This window comes from Bosea vaviloviae, assembly GCF_001741865.1.
In the GTDB taxonomy this organism is placed as follows: Bacteria; Pseudomonadota; Alphaproteobacteria; order Rhizobiales; family Beijerinckiaceae; genus Allobosea; species Allobosea vaviloviae.
The window spans coordinates 1,587,579-1,604,024 of the sequence record NZ_CP017147.1; the positions used below are offsets into that span (position 1 = coordinate 1,587,579).

Here is a 16,446-nt window from a genome sequence, read left to right on the forward strand (position 1 = left end):
AAAAAATCAAGGCAACGAAAAACCAAGGGAGGACTGCAACCATGACCATCACCAGACGACAGGCTCTCGCCGCCGGCATCGCAGCGGGCGGGCTCGCCGCCGGCATCCGGCCCGGGCTCGCCCAGGCCAATGAGATTGTCATCGCGGGGTCGATCCCGCTCACCGGCGTCTTCGCCTTCGCCGGCATCGGCATCAATGACGGGCTCAGTGACTATGTGAAGCTCGTCAACGAGGCCGGCGGCATCGCTGGCCGCAAGGTCCGCTATGTCTATGAGGACACCGCCTACAAGGTCGACCAGTCGGTCGCCGTGTTCAACAAGCTCACCGGCTCGAATGCGGTGAATTTCTATTACAGCGACTCCACCGGCTTCGCGAAGACGATCAACCCCGAGCTCAACCGCAAGGGTTCGATGATCATGGCCGGCGCCTCCTTCGCGACCGAGCTCAACGACGCCAAGGCCTATCCGAACCAGTTCATCGCCGGTCCCGATTATTCCGACATGATCAGCGTGTTGCTGACCTATATCGCCAAGACGCAACCCGGCGCGAAGATCGCGCTGGTGAACTCCGACACCGAGTTCGGCCGCGACCCGATCGCGACCACCGAGGCGATGGCAAAGAAGCTCGGCCTCACCATCGCCGAGAAGATCGTCACCCCGCCGACCTCCGTCGACGTCTCGACCGAGGTTTTGAAACTGCGCCGCGCCAACCCCGACTACACCATCTTCCACGGCTATGTGCTGGCGCCTCTGCCCGAGTTCATGACGCAGGCCAAGCAGCTCGGCCTCAAGACCAAGTTCATGGGCACCTTCTGGTCGATGGACAATTCGCTCTGGGCCAAGGTCGGCGAGGCGGCCAACGGCTTCATGGGCGTGATGCCGTATCGCTATTATTTCGACGAGGATGCCAAGGCGCCGATGCTGGCCAAGATACGGCAGATGCGGCCCGAATATGTCTCGACCGCCTATATGCAGGGCTTCCTGACCGCCATGCTGTTCTGCGAAGCGGGCAAGCGTTGTCTCGACGCCAAGCAGGAGATGACCGCGACCAACCTCAAGGCCGCGCTCAACTCGATCAAAGACTTCGATACCGGCGGCCTGATCGGCGCGCCGATCACGATCACTGGCAATTCGATCCCGGTCGGCCGTGTCTACCAGTACGACGCGGCCAGGAAGGTCATGGTCGGGCAGGGCGACTGGATCAACGTCTCGAAGCCGAGCTGACGATGACGAGCGCCGCGCCGCCGATCCTCGATGTCTCCAACATCGAGGTCATCTACAACAAGACCGTGCAGGTCCTGCGTGGCCTGTCGCTCTCCGTGCCGCGCGGCCGGATCGTCGCGCTGCTCGGCTCCAACGGCGCCGGCAAGTCGACGACGCTGAAGGCGATCTCGCGCCTGCTCGAACTGGAGGATGGCGCCGTCACCGGCGGCGCCATTCGTTTCGACGGCACCGACATCGCGCCGCTCGCCCCGCATGCGCTGGTCCGCAAGGGGCTGTTCCACGTCATGGAGGGGCGGCGCATCTTCGAGGACCTGACCGTCGAGGAGAACCTGACGGCCGCGACCTTCGCGCTGACGGGACGCAGGGCCCCGCCTAAAAGCTTCGACATCGTCTACGACTATTTCCCGCGCCTGCGCGAGCGTCGCTCGGGGCTCGCCGGCTATCTCTCCGGCGGCGAGCAGCAGATGCTGGCGATCGGCCGCGCGCTGATCGCCGATCCGCAACTGATCCTGCTCGACGAGCCTTCGCTGGGCCTGTCGCCGATGCTGGTCGAGGAGATCTTCACCATCATCGCCCGCATCAACCGCGAACAGGGCGCCTCCATGCTGCTGGTCGAGCAGAACGCGGCCGTCGCCTTCGCCGTCTCGCACTACGCCTACATCATGGAGACCGGAAAGATCGTCATCGACGGTCCGGTCGAGACGCTGATGCGCGACCAGGATGTGCGCGAGTTCTATCTTGGCATGGGGGCGGGCGCAGCCGGCCATAAGAGCTTCCGCGACATCAAGCACTATAAGCGCCGCAAGCGCTGGCTCTCCTGAGGACGCGCCCCGTGACGCTGCCCGAACTCACCCTTCCCCAGATGCTGCGCGAGCAGGCGCGCCTGATCCCTGAGCGCATCGCCATTCGCCAGAAGGATTTCGGCATCTGGAAGCCTGTGACCTGGCGCGATTATTTCGAGCGTGCCGCGGCAGTCGGCTCAGGCTTCCGCGCGCTCGGCCTGAGCGAGGGCGGCCATGTCGCGATCCTCTCGGAGAACCGGGTCGAATGGGTGCTGGCCCAGCTCGGCGCGGGGCTCGTCGGGGCGGTCACGGTCGGAGTCTATCCGACCAGCCCCGCCAATGAGGTCGCCTATGTGCTCGGCCATTGCGACGCCGAGATCGTCATCTGCGAGGATCAGGAGCAGGTCGACAAGGTGCTGGAACGCCGTGGCGAACTGCCTGGCTTACGCGGCATCGTGGTGGTCGAGACCAAGGGCATCCGCTCCTATCCCGCTGAGTTCGTCACCAGCTTCGCGAGCCTGGAGGACACCGGCCGCACCGCGCAGCGAGCCGAGCCCGGCGCGATCGATGCCGTGCTGGCGCGGCAGTCCCTCTCCGACATCGGCTTGATCATCTACACATCCGGCTCCACCGGAAAGCCCAAGGGCGCGATGCTGAGCTATCGCAACATCCGCGCCCAGGCCATCGCGGTCTCGGAGCGGATCGGGTTGGCGGCGGCCACCAGCCATCTCTCCTATCTGCCGCTCTGCCACGTCGCCGAGCAGATGCTGACCACCATGGCGCCGGTCTATAACGGCTCGCTGGTCAGTTTCGGCGAGTCGATCCGCACCGTTCAGGAGGATCTGCGCGAGGTCGCGCCCAGCATGTTCCTGGGCGTGCCGCGCATCTGGGAGAAGCTCAACTCGGCGATCCATATCAAGCTGGCCGAGGCCGGGGGCTTTCGCCTCAAGCTGTTCGAGCGCGCTTTTGCAGCTTGCGAGCCCTTCGCCGAGGTCGCGCGCGAGAAGCGCACGCTGGCACAGCGCCTGACCTTCGCTGTGTCCTATTGGCTGATCTTCCGCGCCTTGCAGAACTATATCGGCCTGCGCCGTGTCGATGTCGCGATGACGGGCGCGGCGCCGATTCCAGCCAAGATCGTGCGCTTCTTCCGCACCATCGGCGTGCCGCTGGTCGAGGTCTATGGCGCGACCGAAACCTCGGGCATGGCGGCCGGCCAGCGCTTGTCGGACCTCGTGCCGCTTTGTGTCGGCCCGGCCGTGGCGGGCGCTGAGCTCGCCCGCAGCGACGAGGGCGAATTGCTCGTCCGCGGCGATATCGTCTTCTCCGGCTACTATAAGGGCGAAGCTGCGACGCAAGCCGCGATCGCGCCCGATGGCTGGCTGCACACCGGCGATGTCGTCGAGATCGTTCAGGGTCAGTTCAAGATCGTCGACCGTCTCAAGGACATCATCATCACGGCCGGCGGCAAGAACCTCAGCCCTTCCGAGATCGAGAACACGGTCAAGGCCAGCCCCTTCGTCAAGGAATGCATCGTCATCGGCGAGGCACGCAAATATGTCTCGGCCCTGATCCAGATCGATGCCGAGACGGTCGGACAATGGGCCGAAGAAAGCGGGCTGACCTACACCCATTTCCGCAGCTTGGCCGAGCATGCCAGCGTGCGCGAGCTGATCGAGCGCGAGATCGCCGCGGCCAATGCCCAGCTTGCCCAGGTCTCCCATATCCGCCGCTTCCATCTGCTGACGAAGGAGCTCGACCATGATGATGACGAGGTCACGGCGACGATGAAGGTCCGCCGCTCCAGCATCCAGACCAAATACGCTCATGAGATCGAGAGCCTCTACGGTGCGGCCCGCTAAAGCGTTTTCGCGCGAAGTGGCGAATGCAGGAAGGACAATCTCTCATGGCTGATGCACTGGTCACCGCGGCATTCGATGCGGCAAGCGGCATCGCCCGCATCAGCTTCAACCGTCCCGATGTGCTGAACGCCATCGATGTCGCGACCGCGACGGCCTTTCGGGAGGCTGTCTCGAACGTCGTCGCGCAGACGGGCTTGCGCTGCGTCGTGCTCGCCGGTGCGGGGCGCGCTTTCGTGGCTGGCGGTGACGTCGCGAGTTTCGGCGACGAACCGGCTGAGGTCGTCGATGCGCTGCTCGGAGCGCTCCACCCTGCGATCCTCGCCTTGCGCGCCTGCCCCGCGCCCGTCCTTGCCGTCGTGCAGGGGCCGGCTGCCGGTGCCGGTCTGAGCATTGCGCTCAGCGCCGACATTTTGCTGGCGAGCGACAAGGCCCGCTTCGTCATCGCCTATGATCGCATCGGCGCACCGCCCGATTGCGGCGGCACCTGGTTCCTGCCGCGCAAGGTCGGGCGCGGACGCGCCTTCGCCATGATGCTGCTGGGGCAGGTTCTTGATGCGCAGGCGGCGCTTGCAGCCGGCATCGTCACCGAGGTCGTGCCGCAAGCCGAGCTCGAAAGCCGCGCAGGCGAAATCGCCGCGCGCATCGCAGCTGGCCCGACTGCAGCCTATGGCAGCTTCAAGCGCCTGATCGACGATGCGCTCGCCGCGCCATTGGAGGCGCATCTGGAGAGCGAGCGCCGGCGTTTTCTGGAGGCGACGCGGACGCAGGATTTCGGCGAGGGCGTCGCGGCCTTCCTCGGCAAGCGCGAGCCCGTCTTTCGCGGGCAGTGAACCTGCCTGCGATCGCGGAGAGGTTGGACCTTATGCCGTCACGACCTCCAGAGCTGACCGATGGCCTGTCCTCCGCCGTCATTCCGGGACATGGCGCAGCCAATAACGCGAAAGAATATGGGCCCGGAACCCAGAACCGATGCGTGTCGTGGCGAAGCGGGCCGGCTGCCCGTGCTTTCTCAAGCAGCGGCATCGGTTCTGGGTTCCAGGCTCGATCCTTCGGATCGCCCCGGAATGACGGCGCAGCCTCAGCCATAAGTCGGCGTCAACGGCCGTCAGGACTATGCCGTCACGGCCTCGCGCTTCAATCCGAAGTCGCGGCCGGGAATCGAGGCGAGCAGCGCCCGCGTATAGGCATGCTGCGGGTTGCCGAAGACGTCTCCGATAGAGCCGGCCTCGACCACCTCGCCGCTCTTCATCACCGCGACGAGATCGCAGACCTGCGCCGCGACGCGCAAATCATGGGTGATGAAGACGATCGACAGGCCAAGCCGTTGGCGCAGCTCCGCCAGGAGCTTCAGCACCTGCGCCTGGACGGAAACGTCGAGCGCCGAGACGGGCTCGTCGGCGACCAGAACATCCGGCTCCAGCGCCAGGGCACGGGCAAGGCCGATCCTCTGGCGCTGGCCGCCGGAGAACTCATGCGGATAGCGATCGGTCGCTGAAGGGTCGAGCCCGACCAGTGCGAAGAGCTCCCTGGCGCGGATCAGAGCCTGCGGGCGCGGCGTGCCATGCACGATCAGCCCCTGCGCCACCAATTCGCCGGCCTTGCGGCGTGGATTGAGCGAGGCGAAGGGGTCCTGGAAGACCATCTGGATATGGCGGGTCTCCGCCCGCATCTCCTCACGGCTCAGGCAGGCCAGATCACGGCCGTTCAGGCGGATCTCGCCGCTTTCCGGGTCGATCAGGCGCACGAGGCAGCGCGCGAGCGTCGATTTGCCGGAGCCGGACTCACCGACGATGCCGAGCGTGCCGCCCTTGGGCAGCACCAGCGAGACATCCTTGACCGCATGGGTCACGCGCTGCCCGCGCCCGAGGAAGCCGCCGGTGCGGTAGGTCTTGGAGACATGCTCCATGCTCAGAATCGGCTCGGACGAAAGCGCGCGCGGCGGCGGCGCTTTCAGCGGCGGCACGGCCGCGATGAGCTGCCTGGTATAGGCGTGCTGCGGATTGTCGAGGACGGCGCCGACGCTGCCCTGCTCGACGACGCGGCCCTGGCTCATCACCGCGACCCGGTCGGCGATCTCGGCGACGACGCCGAAATCATGGGTGATGAACAGCACGGCCGTGCCCTTGCGCTTCTGCAGGTCGCGGATCAGCTCGAGGATCTGCGCCTGCGTCGTCACGTCGAGCGCCGTCGTCGGCTCGTCGGCAATCAGGACTTTCGGATCGAGCGCCAGCGCCATCGCGATCATGGCGCGCTGGCGCTGGCCGCCGGAGAGTTCGTGCGGATAGGCCTTTGCGGCGAGCGCGGGATCGGGGATGCGAACCTCTTCGAGCAGCGCCAGCACGCGCGCGCCGATCTCGGCTTTCGAGAGCTGCGTGTGAATCTCGAACATCTCGCCGATCTGGTCGCCGATCGAGCGCAGCGGGTTGAGCGCCGTCATCGGCTCCTGGAAGATCATCGCGATGCCGGCGCCGCGCACCCCGCGCATCTGCGCCTCGCTGACGCCGGCGAGGTCGTGCCCCTCGAACAGGATGCGCCCGCCGTCGATTTCGACGCCGCCCGGCAGCAGCCGCATGATCGCATTGGCGGTCATCGATTTGCCGGAGCCGGATTCGCCGACGACGCAGAGGATTTCATTGGCGGCGACCGAAAGCGTCACCTCTGTCATGGCGTGCGAGCGGTCCGCACCCTTCGGCAGCTTCACGCTGACGGCGTCGAGAACGAGGATCGGGCTCATCGACCTCTGAGCCTCGGGTTGAGCGCGTCGTTGAGCCCCTGACCGACCAGCGAGACGGCGAGCACGGTGACGAGGATCGCGATGCCGGGAATGGCCGAGACATACCATTGCACCCGCAGCACATCGCGGCCGGCGCCGATCAGATTGCCCCAGGAGGCGACATTGGGGTCCGACAGCTTGAGGAAGGCGAGCGCGCTTTCCAGCAGGATCGCGACCGCCATCACGACGCTGGCATAGACGATCACCGGGGGCAGGGCGTTGGGCAGGATCTCGCCGAAGATCAGCTTGGCGTCCTTGAGGCCGAGCGTGCGCCCGGCCTGGACGAATTCGCGATTGCGCAGCGACAGGAATTCGGCGCGCGTCAACCGCGCCGAGGCCGGCCAGGAGACGATGCCGATCGCGACCGTCACCGTGGTGATGGTCGAGCCGAAGACCGCGACCAGCACCAGCAGCAGCAGGAAGTTCGGCAGCGTCTGGAAGGCTTCGGTGACACGCATCAGCGCGGTATCGACCCAGCCGCCATAATAGCCGGCGAAGGCGCCGATGGTGATGCCGATCATGATCGAGATCACCGTCGCCACCACGCCGATCAGGAGCGAGATGCGCGCGCCGTGGAAGATCTGGGCGGCGATGTCGCGGCCGGAATTGTCGGTGCCGAGCAGGAAGCGCGGATTGCTGAACGGCCAGACCAGCGGCCGCCCGGCCAGCGCCAGCGGGTCCTTCGGATAAAGCCAGCCCGCGGTGGCGGCCATGGCGAGCACGGCGAATAGCAGCACCAGGCCGATGATGGCCGAGGGGCTGCGGAGATAGAGTCTCACCAGCGCCATCGCCTCAGGCCCCCGTGGTGATGCGCGGGTCGAGCCGGGCATAGAGCAGGTCGACGATGAAATTGATTGTTATCACCAGCAGCGCCGAGACGAAGACGATGCCGAGCAAGGTGTTGAGGTCGCGCTGCACCACCGATTCATAGGCGAGGCGCCCGAGCCCCGGCAGCGAGAACACGCTCTCGACCACGACCGAGCCGCCCAGCATCGTGCCGGCCTGCAGGCCGATCAGCGTCACCATCGGCAGGAGCGCATTGCGCAGGACATGGCGCACCACGACCCGCGTCTCGTCCATGCCCTTGGCCCGGGCCGTGCGAACAAAATCGAGGTTCAGCACCTCCAGCATCGAGCCGCGCATGATGCGCAGATAGATCGCCATGTAGAACAGGCCGAGCGTCAGCGTCGGCAGCACGAGGTGCTGCGCGATGTCGAATGTGCGCGACAGGCCGGTATGAGCGATCGTGATGTCTTCAAACCCGCCGGCGGGCAGCCATTGCAGGTAGATCGCGAAGACGACAATCGCCATCAACCCGAACCAGAAGGTCGGCATCGCATAGAAGACGAGGCCGAGCGTCGAGATCAGCGTGTCTGGCCAGCGGTTGACGCCGCGCGCCGCGATGACGCCCAGGATCAGCCCGAAGAAGAAGGCGAGCGACAGCGAGGCGGTCATCAGCAGGATCGTTACCGGCAGCCGCTCCGCGATCACGGTCGCGACCGGCTTGCCGTAAATCGCGGAGAAGCCGAGATCGAACCGGACCAATCGCCAGAGATAATTGCCGAGCTGGGCCCAGACCGAGAGGTCCAGGCCATAGAACCGGCGCAGATCTCGCGCGGTCGCCGCATCGCCGCCGCCCATCTGCGCCATCATCGCATCGACCGTGTCGCCCGGTGCGAATTGCAGCAGCAGGAACACGCCGATCAGGATCAGGACCAGCGTCGGGATCGAGGCGGCAAGCCGCCGCCCCGCTAGAACGAGAACGCGCATGGAAATCGGCCGGAAGCGACGGGTTCGGTGGTTGAGGCGCTCACTCCGCCAACCACAAATCGTGCCATGAGCTGGAGCCCCAGCGCGGCGTGTTGGAGTGGTTGCGGGCCTTGGCGTTGATCACGGTCAGGAAGATCTGCTCGATCGGCGTCCAGATCGGGAGTTCCGTGTTGGCCCGGCGCACGAAATCGCCATAGAGCGCCTTGCGCTTGGCGACATCGACCTCGGTGGCGGCATCGTCGATGATCTTGTCGATGGTCGGGTCGGTCCAGCCCCATTGGTTGGTCCAGGGCGCACCCTTTGGCTGGCCGGAGCGATACCACACCGTCGTCGAGACGGCCGGGTCGTTGCGGTATTGGTGCCAGCCGGTGGCGAGGTCGAAGGCGTGGTCGTCATAGACCTGCTTCAGGAAGCCGCCGCCATCGGTGCGTACGACCTCGATTTTGATACCGACCTCGGAGAGCGACTGCTGGATGAAGGTGGCGAAGAGCGAGATGTCCTCGCCCCAGGGCGCGGGCAACAGCCGCAGCGAGAAGCGCGTGCCGCCAGCGCCGGCCTTGAAGCCGGCCTCGTCGAGGAGCTTGGCTGAGAGCTTCTTGTCGAACGGGTACTGCGGGCCGTTATCGGCCGGGTAGAAATCGGTTGAGACCGAGGGCACCGGCCCGGTGCCGCGCTTGGCGAAATCGCCCAGAAAATTCTCGATGAAGAAGGGGATGTCGAGCGCATGCGCGATCGCCTGGCGGACGCGGATATCGGCGAGCTCCTTGCGGCGGATGTTGAACTCCACCGTGTTGGTGCGGGCATTGCCTTCATTGCCCTTGGTCGAGACGATGAAGCGCGGATCCTTGGCGAGGCGGGCGGAGTCCGAGATCGTCAGGCCCGAGAACGGGCTGTAATGGATCTGGCCGGCTTCCATCTGGGCGGCCGCTGCGGCGCGATCGGTGACGACGCGCCAGACGATGCGGTCGAGATAGGGCGCGTTTTGCCGCCAGTAATCGGCGTTGCGGTCGGCGATGACATGCTGGCCGCGCTCATAGGTCACGAATTTGAACGGGCCGGTTCCGACCGGCGCGAGATTGACCGGGTTCTGCCGGATGTCGCCCTTGCCCTCATAGAGATGGCGCGGCGAGATGTAGCCGAGATCGGGCAGCGCCCGCAGCAGCAGGGCCAGCGGCATCGGCCGCTCATAGCGGAACACGGCGGTCAGCGGGTCGGGCGTGTCGACGGCGGTGAGGAAGAGCTGCAGCGTCGTGCCGTAGTTCAGGATCTTCTTCCACATCTCCATGGCGGTGAACTGCACATCCGCCGAGGTGAAGGGCTTGCCGTCATGCCAGCTGACGCCCTTGCGCAGCTTGAAGGTGATGGTCTTGCCGTCGGGCGCGGCCTCCCAGCTCTCGGCCAGAACGCCGACCGGCTGGCCGGCCGCGTCGAGGTCGACCAGCTGCTCCTGGATCTTGCCGCCGATGATGTAGACGCCGGTCGAGGCCTGCAGGCTCGGGTTCAACTGGCGCTGCTCCGCGCCGTAATGCACCGTGAAGACTCCGCCTTTCCGCGGCGTCGCCTGCGCGAAGGAGCGCATCGGGTTCAGCACATTCGCGGCAATGGCGGCGCTGGTCAAAAGCGCGGCGCGGCGGGTCATGTCCATGACGGAAATCCTTGGTCCTGCGATCACGTAAGGGAAACGATGCGAGCCATCGCGGCGCCCGTCAACAACGGCGCCGCCCAAAAATAAGGCGCGCTCTATTGTGGTACGAAACTCACGACGATGCCGTTGGCGGCGCTCGCCGGCACGCTGACGGCGCCGTCATGGGCGAGCGCCTCTGCGCCGAGCGCAGCCTTTGTAAGTTCGACATCGGCGCTTTCCAGCACGACCGAAGCCAGCCCCTCGGGCGGGGTCCCAGTGCGCGCCGCTTGCGGGTAGCGCCGGGCGAATGCGGCAGCTTCGGAGAAGAGCACATCGGCGCGTTTGCCGCCGGAGGGCACCTGCCAGCCGCCCTCGACTTCGGAGGCCGGTTCGTCGATCAGCCGGCTCAGATGCGCGGCTGCCGCCTTGGGGTCGGCGGTGAGAACTTCAACCCGCCGGATGCGGGTCGCGCCATTGGCGTGGCTCTGCCACTCCGGCACCCAGACCGTCTCGCGCGTCAGGTGCTGGCACGCGAAAATCCGCAGGCCGCCCGGATTCTCGTCCAGCGGCCAGCGAAAGACGTTGAATTTGGCCTCGCCGACGCGTCCGCCGGGCAATTCGACCGGTCGGCCGAAATGCACCGGTCCGTCTGCGGCGATACCGCGCGCCTGCAATTCGGCGACGCCGGCGGCGGCATCGTCGGTCGTGAAGGCGACGCGCTCCACACCCTCGCGGGTCTTGAGGAAATCCCGCATCGGCTTGTTGTGCTCGGTCTCGGTGAGAATGCCGAGCAGCTCGATATAATCCTCGCCGAACATGATCGTGTAGTTGCCGGAGCCGAGATGCGGCGAATGCGTGCCGCGCGGCGAGACCGTGAACCCCAGCCGCTTCCAGGCGGCGGCCGACGCATCGAGATCGCGCACCGTAACCATGACGTGGTCGATACCGAGAACATGCTTGAGTGGCATGACGCCTCCTTGAATCCAAAGCCAGCAGGCGCCGAGTTCAGCCGAACAGGCCCGGCCGCGCAACCGGCGCGCCAAAGCGTTTCCGGCAGATCGCGCTGCGCCGCACACATAGCGTTTCGAAGATGAAACTTTCAACAGAAGGAGAGAAAACGCAAAAGAACGATGAGTTAATTCTCTTTTCAAGCTGATTTATAGCAAGTACATCTCGTCCTGGTCGCCTTGGGGGGAAGGCGTCGACTTGCGGCAGGGACAAAGCGAGGCGAGGATGGCGCTCTTCCTGCGAAAGCGCACCACGCTGCGCCTTCGTCTTCGCCTGACGAGACCCACCCCATGACAGCCTCCTCTTCCGTCATCTGGCCGCCCTCGCTTTGGGCCGCAACCGCCCAGCCCGGCCCGGTCCTCGCCGCGCTGGACGGGGATGTCACCACTGATGTCGTGGTGATCGGAGCGGGCTTCACCGGCCTCTCGACCGCGATCCATCTGCGCGAGAGCGGGGTTGGCGTCGTGGTGCTGGAAGCTGCCGAGCCCGGCTGGGGCGCTTCGGGGCGCAATAATGGCCAGGTCATCCCGACGCTCGCCGGCCATGATCCTTCCGCCATGGTCAAGCGTCATGGCGCGGCGGGCGAACGCTTCAACGCGGTGCTGCGCGACAGCGCCCAGTATCTGTTCGACCTCATCGGCAAATACGATATCCCCGCCGAGGCCGAGCAGGCCGGCTGGGTCCAGCCGGTGCATTCGCCGGGCCGGTTCAAGCTCGCCGAGAAACGGGTCAGGGAGTGGTCTGCGATCGGAGCGCCGGTCGCGCTTCTGGATCGCGCCGCGACTGCCGAGATGCTGGGCTCGCAGGCCTGGTTCGGCGGCTTCTGGAACCCGACCGGCGGCCATATCAACCCGCTCGCACTCACCCGTGGCCTCGCCGAGGTTGCGCTCAAGCTCGGCGCGGTCATCCATGCCCGCTCGCCCGCGATCGCGATGGCGCATGAGAACGGCCGCTGGCGCGTGAAGACCGCGCGGGGCTCCGTCACGGCGCGCGCGCTGGTGCTGGCGACCAATGCCTATACCGGCGAGTTCGAGTCAGACCTCGCGCCCGAGATCGCCAATGAGGTCATCCCCGTCCTGTCCTGGCAGATGGCGACGAAGCCGCTCAGCGACACCATCGCCAAGACCGTCATCCCAGGCCGGCAAGCGATGTCGGACACTCATCGCGAGCTCTATTTCGCGCGTTGGGACGCCCACAATCGCCTGGTCACCGGTGGCGCCGCGGTCTTCCCCGGAGCAGGCGGCGCCAATCTGCGTCCGGCTGTGGCGGAGCGCCTGAAGCGCCTCTGGCCGCAGCTCGGCGATGTCGAGTTCGACTATGTCTGGTCGGGCTATGTCGGCATGACGCCGGATAATCTGTTGACGCCGCAGGTGCCGGGTTTTCCGCGCATCCATCGCCTGGGGCCGGACGGCTTCGGCTGGGTCGGCTGCAATGGCCGGGCGGTGGCGCTGTCGATCTCGCTTGGGCGCGAGCTCGCCCGGGCGACGCAAGGCGTGGCGATCGAGACGCTAGGCCTGCCGCTGTCGGAGCCAAAATCCCAGCCCTTCCGCAGTCTCGTGCGCCGGATCGCACCGCTCGCACTGCCGCTCTATCGGCGGCTGGATGCGGCCGAGATCTGAGCCCGAGGTCCGAGCCATTGCCGCGCAATCATGACCGCTGGCGAAAGCGCACGGCTCATGATTGGCCGCGGTGCCAGTCACCGCTAGGCTCGGGGTCATGAGCGAACGCGATCTTCTTGGCTATGGCGGCGTCTGGCCCGATTTCACCTGGCCCAACGGTGCGCGATTGGCTGTCTCCGTCGTGGTCAATTTCGAGGAAGGCGCCGAACTCCAGGTCGGTGACGGCGATCCGCGCTCGGAAACCATGGGCGAGGTGATCAGCGTCGTGCCGCCCGGCAAGCGTGACCAGGGGCAGGAGCAGATCTTCGGCTACGGCACGCGCGCCGGGCTCTGGCGCATGCTCGCTGCGCTCGACGAAAGCGCGATCCGATCGACCTTCCTGTTCTGCGGCCGCGCGGTCGAGCGCCTGCCAGAGCTGGCGAAGACAATCGTCGCGCGCGGCCATGAGCCGGCCGTCCATGGCTGGCGCTGGCGGCCGCATGCCGATTACGACGATCCCGAACGCGAAGCCGCCGATATCGAGCGCTGCGTCGAGGCGATCATATCCGCGACCGGGCAGCGGCCGCTGGGCTTCTTCTGCAGGGGCGGCGAAAGCCCGTGGACGCGCGAATTGCTGGCGCAGCGCGGCTTCCTCTACACCTCGAACGGCTTCGACGACGATTTGCCTTACTGGGATCGCTCGCCGGCGAGCGGCCCGCTGCTGGTCGTGCCTTATGCGCTCGACAGCAACGACATGAAGTTCTTCCACCCCAACGGCTTCGTCCGCGCCCGCGAGATGGTCGACTATGTCGAGGATGCGCTCGGCGTTCTGGAAGATGAGGCGGCGCGTGGCCTGCCGCGGCTGCTGAACATCGGCTTCCACTTGCGCATCGTCGGGCGTCCGGCGCGCTTCGCCGCCTTCCGCGACATTCTGCGCCTGCTGGCCGGACGGCGCGAGACAATCTGGATCGCGACCCGCGCGGAGATCGCCCACGCCTTCAGCGCGGCGGTGCCCCCGCTGCCACGCTGATCACGGGAAGCCGGATTCTCCGCGCTATCCCGTTCAAGAGCAGTTTCCGATCCGATTGGATCGTTTCGTCAAAGCCGCCGCAGCCGGGTGAGCCGGCTGGGGCTGCTCTCGGCGAGCAGGATATCGCCCTCGGGTGTGCCGAAGATGCCATGCGCGCCGTTCAGGAACGGGCGGCAGCGGCCGAGCTTCTCGCCCCTGGGGCCGATTTTCTGAAGGGTCGGCTGGGTATCGGTCACATAGCTATTGCCGTCCTCGTCGCCCCAGATCGCGACGGGGTCGCGGAAATGGGTCCAGTTCCCGAGATGGTTGCCGTTACGGTCGAAGATCTGGACGCGGTCATGCGTACGGTCGACGACCAGAACGCGACCGTCAGTATGCGTCCAGATCGCGTGCGGCCAGCCGAACTGCCCGTCACCGTCGCCATGCTCGCCCCAGCTCTGGATATGAACGCCATAGGCCGAGAAGCGATGCACCCGGCTCGCCGCATAGCCGTCCGCGACATAGATCTCGCCCCAGGCCGAGACATGGATGTCGGTGGGGTGGTTGAAGGGCGCGAGCGGCTGGCCGCGTTGGCCCAACCCGCTGATCCGCTCGCCCTTGGCCGAGCAGATGATGATCTCGTGCATATCGCGATCGACGCAGAGGATGCGCCCGGCGGCATCCGCCGTCAGCATATGGGAATCCGCGATCAGATCGCCGCCCCAGCCACCGAGATAGGTCCCGTCGGGTGCCAGCTCGATCACGCGGGGATCATTGGGGTGCACCAGCGGGTCGTGCCGCAGCATCACGAAGACATGGCCTCGGGAATCGACCGTGACATCGGTGACGAAGCCGGTGTTCTGCGGCCAGGAGCCGAAGGGCCGTTCGACGCGGTAGTGCGTGTCGCCGAGCGCGACGATCAGATCAGGGGTGGGCAAGGCGACGTTCCTGTCGTGATGCGGTTGCGCCCTGGCGTCATTCCCGGCCGGAGCGCAGCGGAGAGCCGGGAATCTCCGGCAGGAGATGCTCGGGTCAAGCCCGAGCATGACGCATACTTCACGCGCCTTGGAAAGGATGCGTCTTCACCCAATGCTTGGCAATGTCGAGACGGCCGGTGACCCAGACGTCTTCATGGCCCTGGACATAGTCGAGGAAGCGCGCGAGCCCCGCTGCCCGGGCCGGATGGCCGATCAGGCGCATATGCAGGCCCACCGACATCATCTTGGGCTGCGTCTTGCCCTCGGCATAGAGCATGTCGAAAGCGTCCTTGTGCCAGTCGAAATAGTCGGACGCGGTCGCGAAGTAGCCCGAGCCGAACTTACCGTCATTATTGGCGAGCGAATAGGGCACGACGAGATGTGGCTTGCTGCCGACGACCTTCCAATAGGGCAATTCGTCGTCATAGGCGTCGGAATCGTAGAGGAAACCCCCGTCCTCGACCACGAGCCTGCGCGTGTTCACGCTCGGCCCATAGCGGCAATACCAGCCGAGCGGGCGCTCGCCGACCGTGGCTTCGAGCGAGGCGATCGCCTTGGCGATATGCTCGCGCTCCTCCTCCTCGCTGAGTTCGTAATGCTTGATCCAGCGCCAGCCATGGCAGCAGACGTCGAAGCCCGAGGCCCTGATCGCGGCTGCGGCCTCCGGGTTGCGCTCGATCGCGAGCGCGCAGCCGAACACGGTCATCGGCAGGCCGCGCTCCTGGAAGAGCCGCATCAAGCGCCAGAAGCCGACGCGGCTGCCATAGGCGAACATGCCCTCGCCGGCGAGATCGCGCCCCTTCACCGCCATGCTGAGGCTGCTCGATTCAGTCAGCGCGGTCTCGGTATAGCCCTCGCCGTCCTGCATCGAGGGCTCCGAGCCCTCCTCGTAATTCATCACGAAATTGATGGCGATGCGCGCGCCGCCCGGCCATTTCGGGTCGGGAGGGTTGGCACCGTAGCCGATCAGGTCGCGGTCATAGGTCAAGGCCAGTCTCCACTCGTCATCCGCTGATGCGCTTCGTCAGCCCGGTCAAGCGGTCCATCACGATCATCAGGATCAGCGTCGCCAGGATCAGGACGCCGGCGATCGCGGCGATGCGCACGTCCAGCGTCGATTCCATCATGCCCCACATCCGGATCGGCAGCATGCCGGTGCGCGCGTTCGACAGGAAGAGCGAGACCGGCACGTTGTCCATCGAGGAGATGAAGGCGAGGAAGCAGCCGGCCGCTATGCCGGGCGCGATCAGCGGCAAGGTGATGCGACGGAAGCCGAAGAACCGGCTGGCGCCGAGATTGGCTGAGGCTTCCAGCAAGGCGGGGTCAAGCTGCGTCAGGCTCGCCAGCGTGGTCCGGAAGATGAAGGGCGCGATCACCACGAGATGGCCGGCGATCAGGAGGTTGAGCGAGGGCCTGATGCCGATGACCGAGAAGAACATCAAGGCAGCCAGCCCATAGGACAGCGTCGGCAGGATCAATGGCGAGAGGAAGCTCGCCTCCAGGATGCGCGCCGAGGGCCGCGCGACCCGCGTGATCGCCAAGGCCGCCAGCACCGACATCACCGCCCCGATGATGGTCGCTGTTCCCGCCACCCAGACGCTGTTCAGCGCGGCGCTGTGGATCTGCGCCGAGCGCACGGGATCGAACAGATCGCGATACCAGCGCAGCGAGAGCTCGGGCGGCGGGAAGCGCAGCGTCTGCGAGGTGGTGAAGGAGGTCGCGATCACGATCAGCACCGGCCCGATCAGGATCAGGACGCCTAAGCCGGCGAGCAGGCCGATGGCCCATGCATAGGTGACGTCGCTGAAGGTCGAGCGCTGCAT

General features: G+C 66.0%; 14 protein-coding genes. 6 read left to right on the plus strand and 8 right to left on the minus strand.

Annotation, left to right across the window (positions count from 1 at the left end; translation table 11 throughout):
• The first annotated feature begins 41 nt into the window (after window positions 1-41).
• Genes BHK69_RS07445 through BHK69_RS07460 form a run of 4 tightly spaced genes read left to right on the plus strand, consistent with a single transcriptional unit; the run spans window position 42 to window position 4,694 of the window.
• Window positions 42-1,223: an ABC transporter substrate-binding protein gene (locus BHK69_RS07445; RefSeq protein ID WP_069689540.1), complete on the plus strand. Its 1,182-nt coding sequence runs from the start codon at window positions 42-44 to the stop codon at window positions 1,221-1,223.
• A 2-nt stretch (window positions 1,224-1,225) separates the two neighbouring features.
• Entirely contained in the window at window positions 1,226-2,044 is an 819-nt protein-coding gene (locus BHK69_RS07450; RefSeq protein ID WP_069689541.1) for an ABC transporter ATP-binding protein, read from the plus strand.
• 11 nt (window positions 2,045-2,055) lie between these two features.
• Window positions 2,056-3,864, plus strand: a complete 1,809-nt coding sequence (locus BHK69_RS07455) for an AMP-dependent synthetase/ligase (RefSeq protein ID WP_244548430.1) — start codon at window positions 2,056-2,058, stop codon at window positions 3,862-3,864.
• A 44-nt stretch (window positions 3,865-3,908) separates the two neighbouring features.
• Window positions 3,909-4,694, plus strand: a complete 786-nt coding sequence (locus BHK69_RS07460; protein ID WP_069689542.1) for an enoyl-CoA hydratase/isomerase family protein — start codon at window positions 3,909-3,911, stop codon at window positions 4,692-4,694.
• A gap of 281 nt (window positions 4,695-4,975) precedes the next feature.
• Here the strand turns inward: BHK69_RS07460 and BHK69_RS07465 are convergent, their stop codons facing one another.
• The 5 genes from BHK69_RS07465 to BHK69_RS07485 all read right to left on the minus strand — a co-directional run bounded on the left by BHK69_RS07465 (window position 4,976) and on the right by BHK69_RS07485 (window position 10,999).
• Window positions 4,976-6,598: an ABC transporter ATP-binding protein gene (locus tag BHK69_RS07465; RefSeq protein WP_069689543.1), complete on the minus strand. Its 1,623-nt coding sequence runs from the start codon at window positions 6,596-6,598 to the stop codon at window positions 4,976-4,978.
• A complete protein-coding gene (locus tag BHK69_RS07470) occupies window positions 6,595-7,425 on the minus strand; it encodes an ABC transporter permease (RefSeq protein WP_069689544.1) in 831 nt (276 codons plus the stop codon). Before BHK69_RS07470 ends, BHK69_RS07465 begins: the two co-directional genes overlap by 4 nt.
• A gap of 4 nt (window positions 7,426-7,429) precedes the next feature.
• Window positions 7,430-8,407, minus strand: coding sequence for an ABC transporter permease (locus BHK69_RS07475; RefSeq protein WP_069689545.1), 978 nt, complete (start codon window positions 8,405-8,407; stop codon window positions 7,430-7,432).
• Between the two features lie 40 nt (window positions 8,408-8,447).
• On the minus strand, window positions 8,448-10,052 hold the full coding sequence (locus BHK69_RS07480) for an ABC transporter substrate-binding protein (protein WP_069689546.1): 1,605 nt from the start codon (window positions 10,050-10,052) through the stop codon (window positions 8,448-8,450).
• A gap of 95 nt (window positions 10,053-10,147) precedes the next feature.
• Complete coding sequence (locus tag BHK69_RS07485; protein WP_069689547.1) at window positions 10,148-10,999, minus strand: VOC family protein; 852 nt, start codon at window positions 10,997-10,999, stop codon at window positions 10,148-10,150.
• Window positions 11,000-11,329: 330 nt separating this feature from the next.
• Between BHK69_RS07485 and BHK69_RS07490 the strand changes: the two genes are divergently transcribed.
• Together BHK69_RS07490 and BHK69_RS07495 are read left to right on the plus strand one after the other, a co-directional pair.
• Window positions 11,330-12,658 (plus strand): NAD(P)/FAD-dependent oxidoreductase, encoded by a 1,329-nt coding sequence (locus tag BHK69_RS07490; RefSeq protein ID WP_069689548.1) that lies wholly within the window; start codon window positions 11,330-11,332, stop codon window positions 12,656-12,658.
• A 97-nt stretch (window positions 12,659-12,755) separates the two neighbouring features.
• Window positions 12,756-13,667, plus strand: a complete 912-nt coding sequence (locus BHK69_RS07495) for a polysaccharide deacetylase family protein (RefSeq protein WP_069689549.1) — start codon at window positions 12,756-12,758, stop codon at window positions 13,665-13,667.
• Window positions 13,668-13,735: 68 nt separating this feature from the next.
• Here the strand turns inward: BHK69_RS07495 and BHK69_RS07500 are convergent, their stop codons facing one another.
• The 3 genes from BHK69_RS07500 to BHK69_RS07510 form a co-directional block, all read right to left on the minus strand.
• The gene (locus tag BHK69_RS07500; protein WP_069689550.1) at window positions 13,736-14,584 is read right to left on the minus strand and encodes an NHL repeat-containing protein; all 849 of its coding nucleotides are present in this window, start codon (window positions 14,582-14,584) and stop codon (window positions 13,736-13,738) included.
• Between the two features lie 118 nt (window positions 14,585-14,702).
• A complete protein-coding gene (locus tag BHK69_RS07505) occupies window positions 14,703-15,611 on the minus strand; it encodes a polysaccharide deacetylase family protein (protein WP_069689551.1) in 909 nt (302 codons plus the stop codon).
• A gap of 16 nt (window positions 15,612-15,627) precedes the next feature.
• On the minus strand, window positions 15,628-16,446 hold the full coding sequence (locus BHK69_RS07510) for an ABC transporter permease (RefSeq protein WP_069689552.1): 819 nt from the start codon (window positions 16,444-16,446) through the stop codon (window positions 15,628-15,630).

Excerpts from the sequence above, each read along its gene's own strand:
- BHK69_RS07510 (WP_069689552.1), bottom strand. The coding sequence starts at position 16,446 with ATGCAGCGCTCGACCTTCAGCGACGTCACCTATGCATGGGCCATCGGC.
- BHK69_RS07445 (WP_069689540.1), top strand. The coding sequence starts at position 42 with ATGACCATCACCAGACGACAGGCTCTCGCCGCCGGCATCGCAGCGGGC.
- BHK69_RS07475 (WP_069689545.1), bottom strand. The coding sequence starts at position 8,407 with ATGCGCGTTCTCGTTCTAGCGGGGCGGCGGCTTGCCGCCTCGATCCCG.
- BHK69_RS07480 (WP_069689546.1), bottom strand. The coding sequence starts at position 10,052 with ATGGACATGACCCGCCGCGCCGCGCTTTTGACCAGCGCCGCCATTGCC.
- BHK69_RS07465 (WP_069689543.1), bottom strand. The coding sequence starts at position 6,598 with ATGAGCCCGATCCTCGTTCTCGACGCCGTCAGCGTGAAGCTGCCGAAG.
- BHK69_RS07460 (WP_069689542.1), top strand. The coding sequence starts at position 3,909 with ATGGCTGATGCACTGGTCACCGCGGCATTCGATGCGGCAAGCGGCATC.
- BHK69_RS07490 (WP_069689548.1), top strand. The coding sequence starts at position 11,330 with ATGACAGCCTCCTCTTCCGTCATCTGGCCGCCCTCGCTTTGGGCCGCA.
- BHK69_RS07450 (WP_069689541.1), top strand. The coding sequence starts at position 1,226 with ATGACGAGCGCCGCGCCGCCGATCCTCGATGTCTCCAACATCGAGGTC.
- BHK69_RS07485 (WP_069689547.1), bottom strand. The coding sequence starts at position 10,999 with ATGCCACTCAAGCATGTTCTCGGTATCGACCACGTCATGGTTACGGTG.
- BHK69_RS07470 (WP_069689544.1), bottom strand. The coding sequence starts at position 7,425 with ATGGCGCTGGTGAGACTCTATCTCCGCAGCCCCTCGGCCATCATCGGC.
- BHK69_RS07495 (WP_069689549.1), top strand. The coding sequence starts at position 12,756 with ATGAGCGAACGCGATCTTCTTGGCTATGGCGGCGTCTGGCCCGATTTC.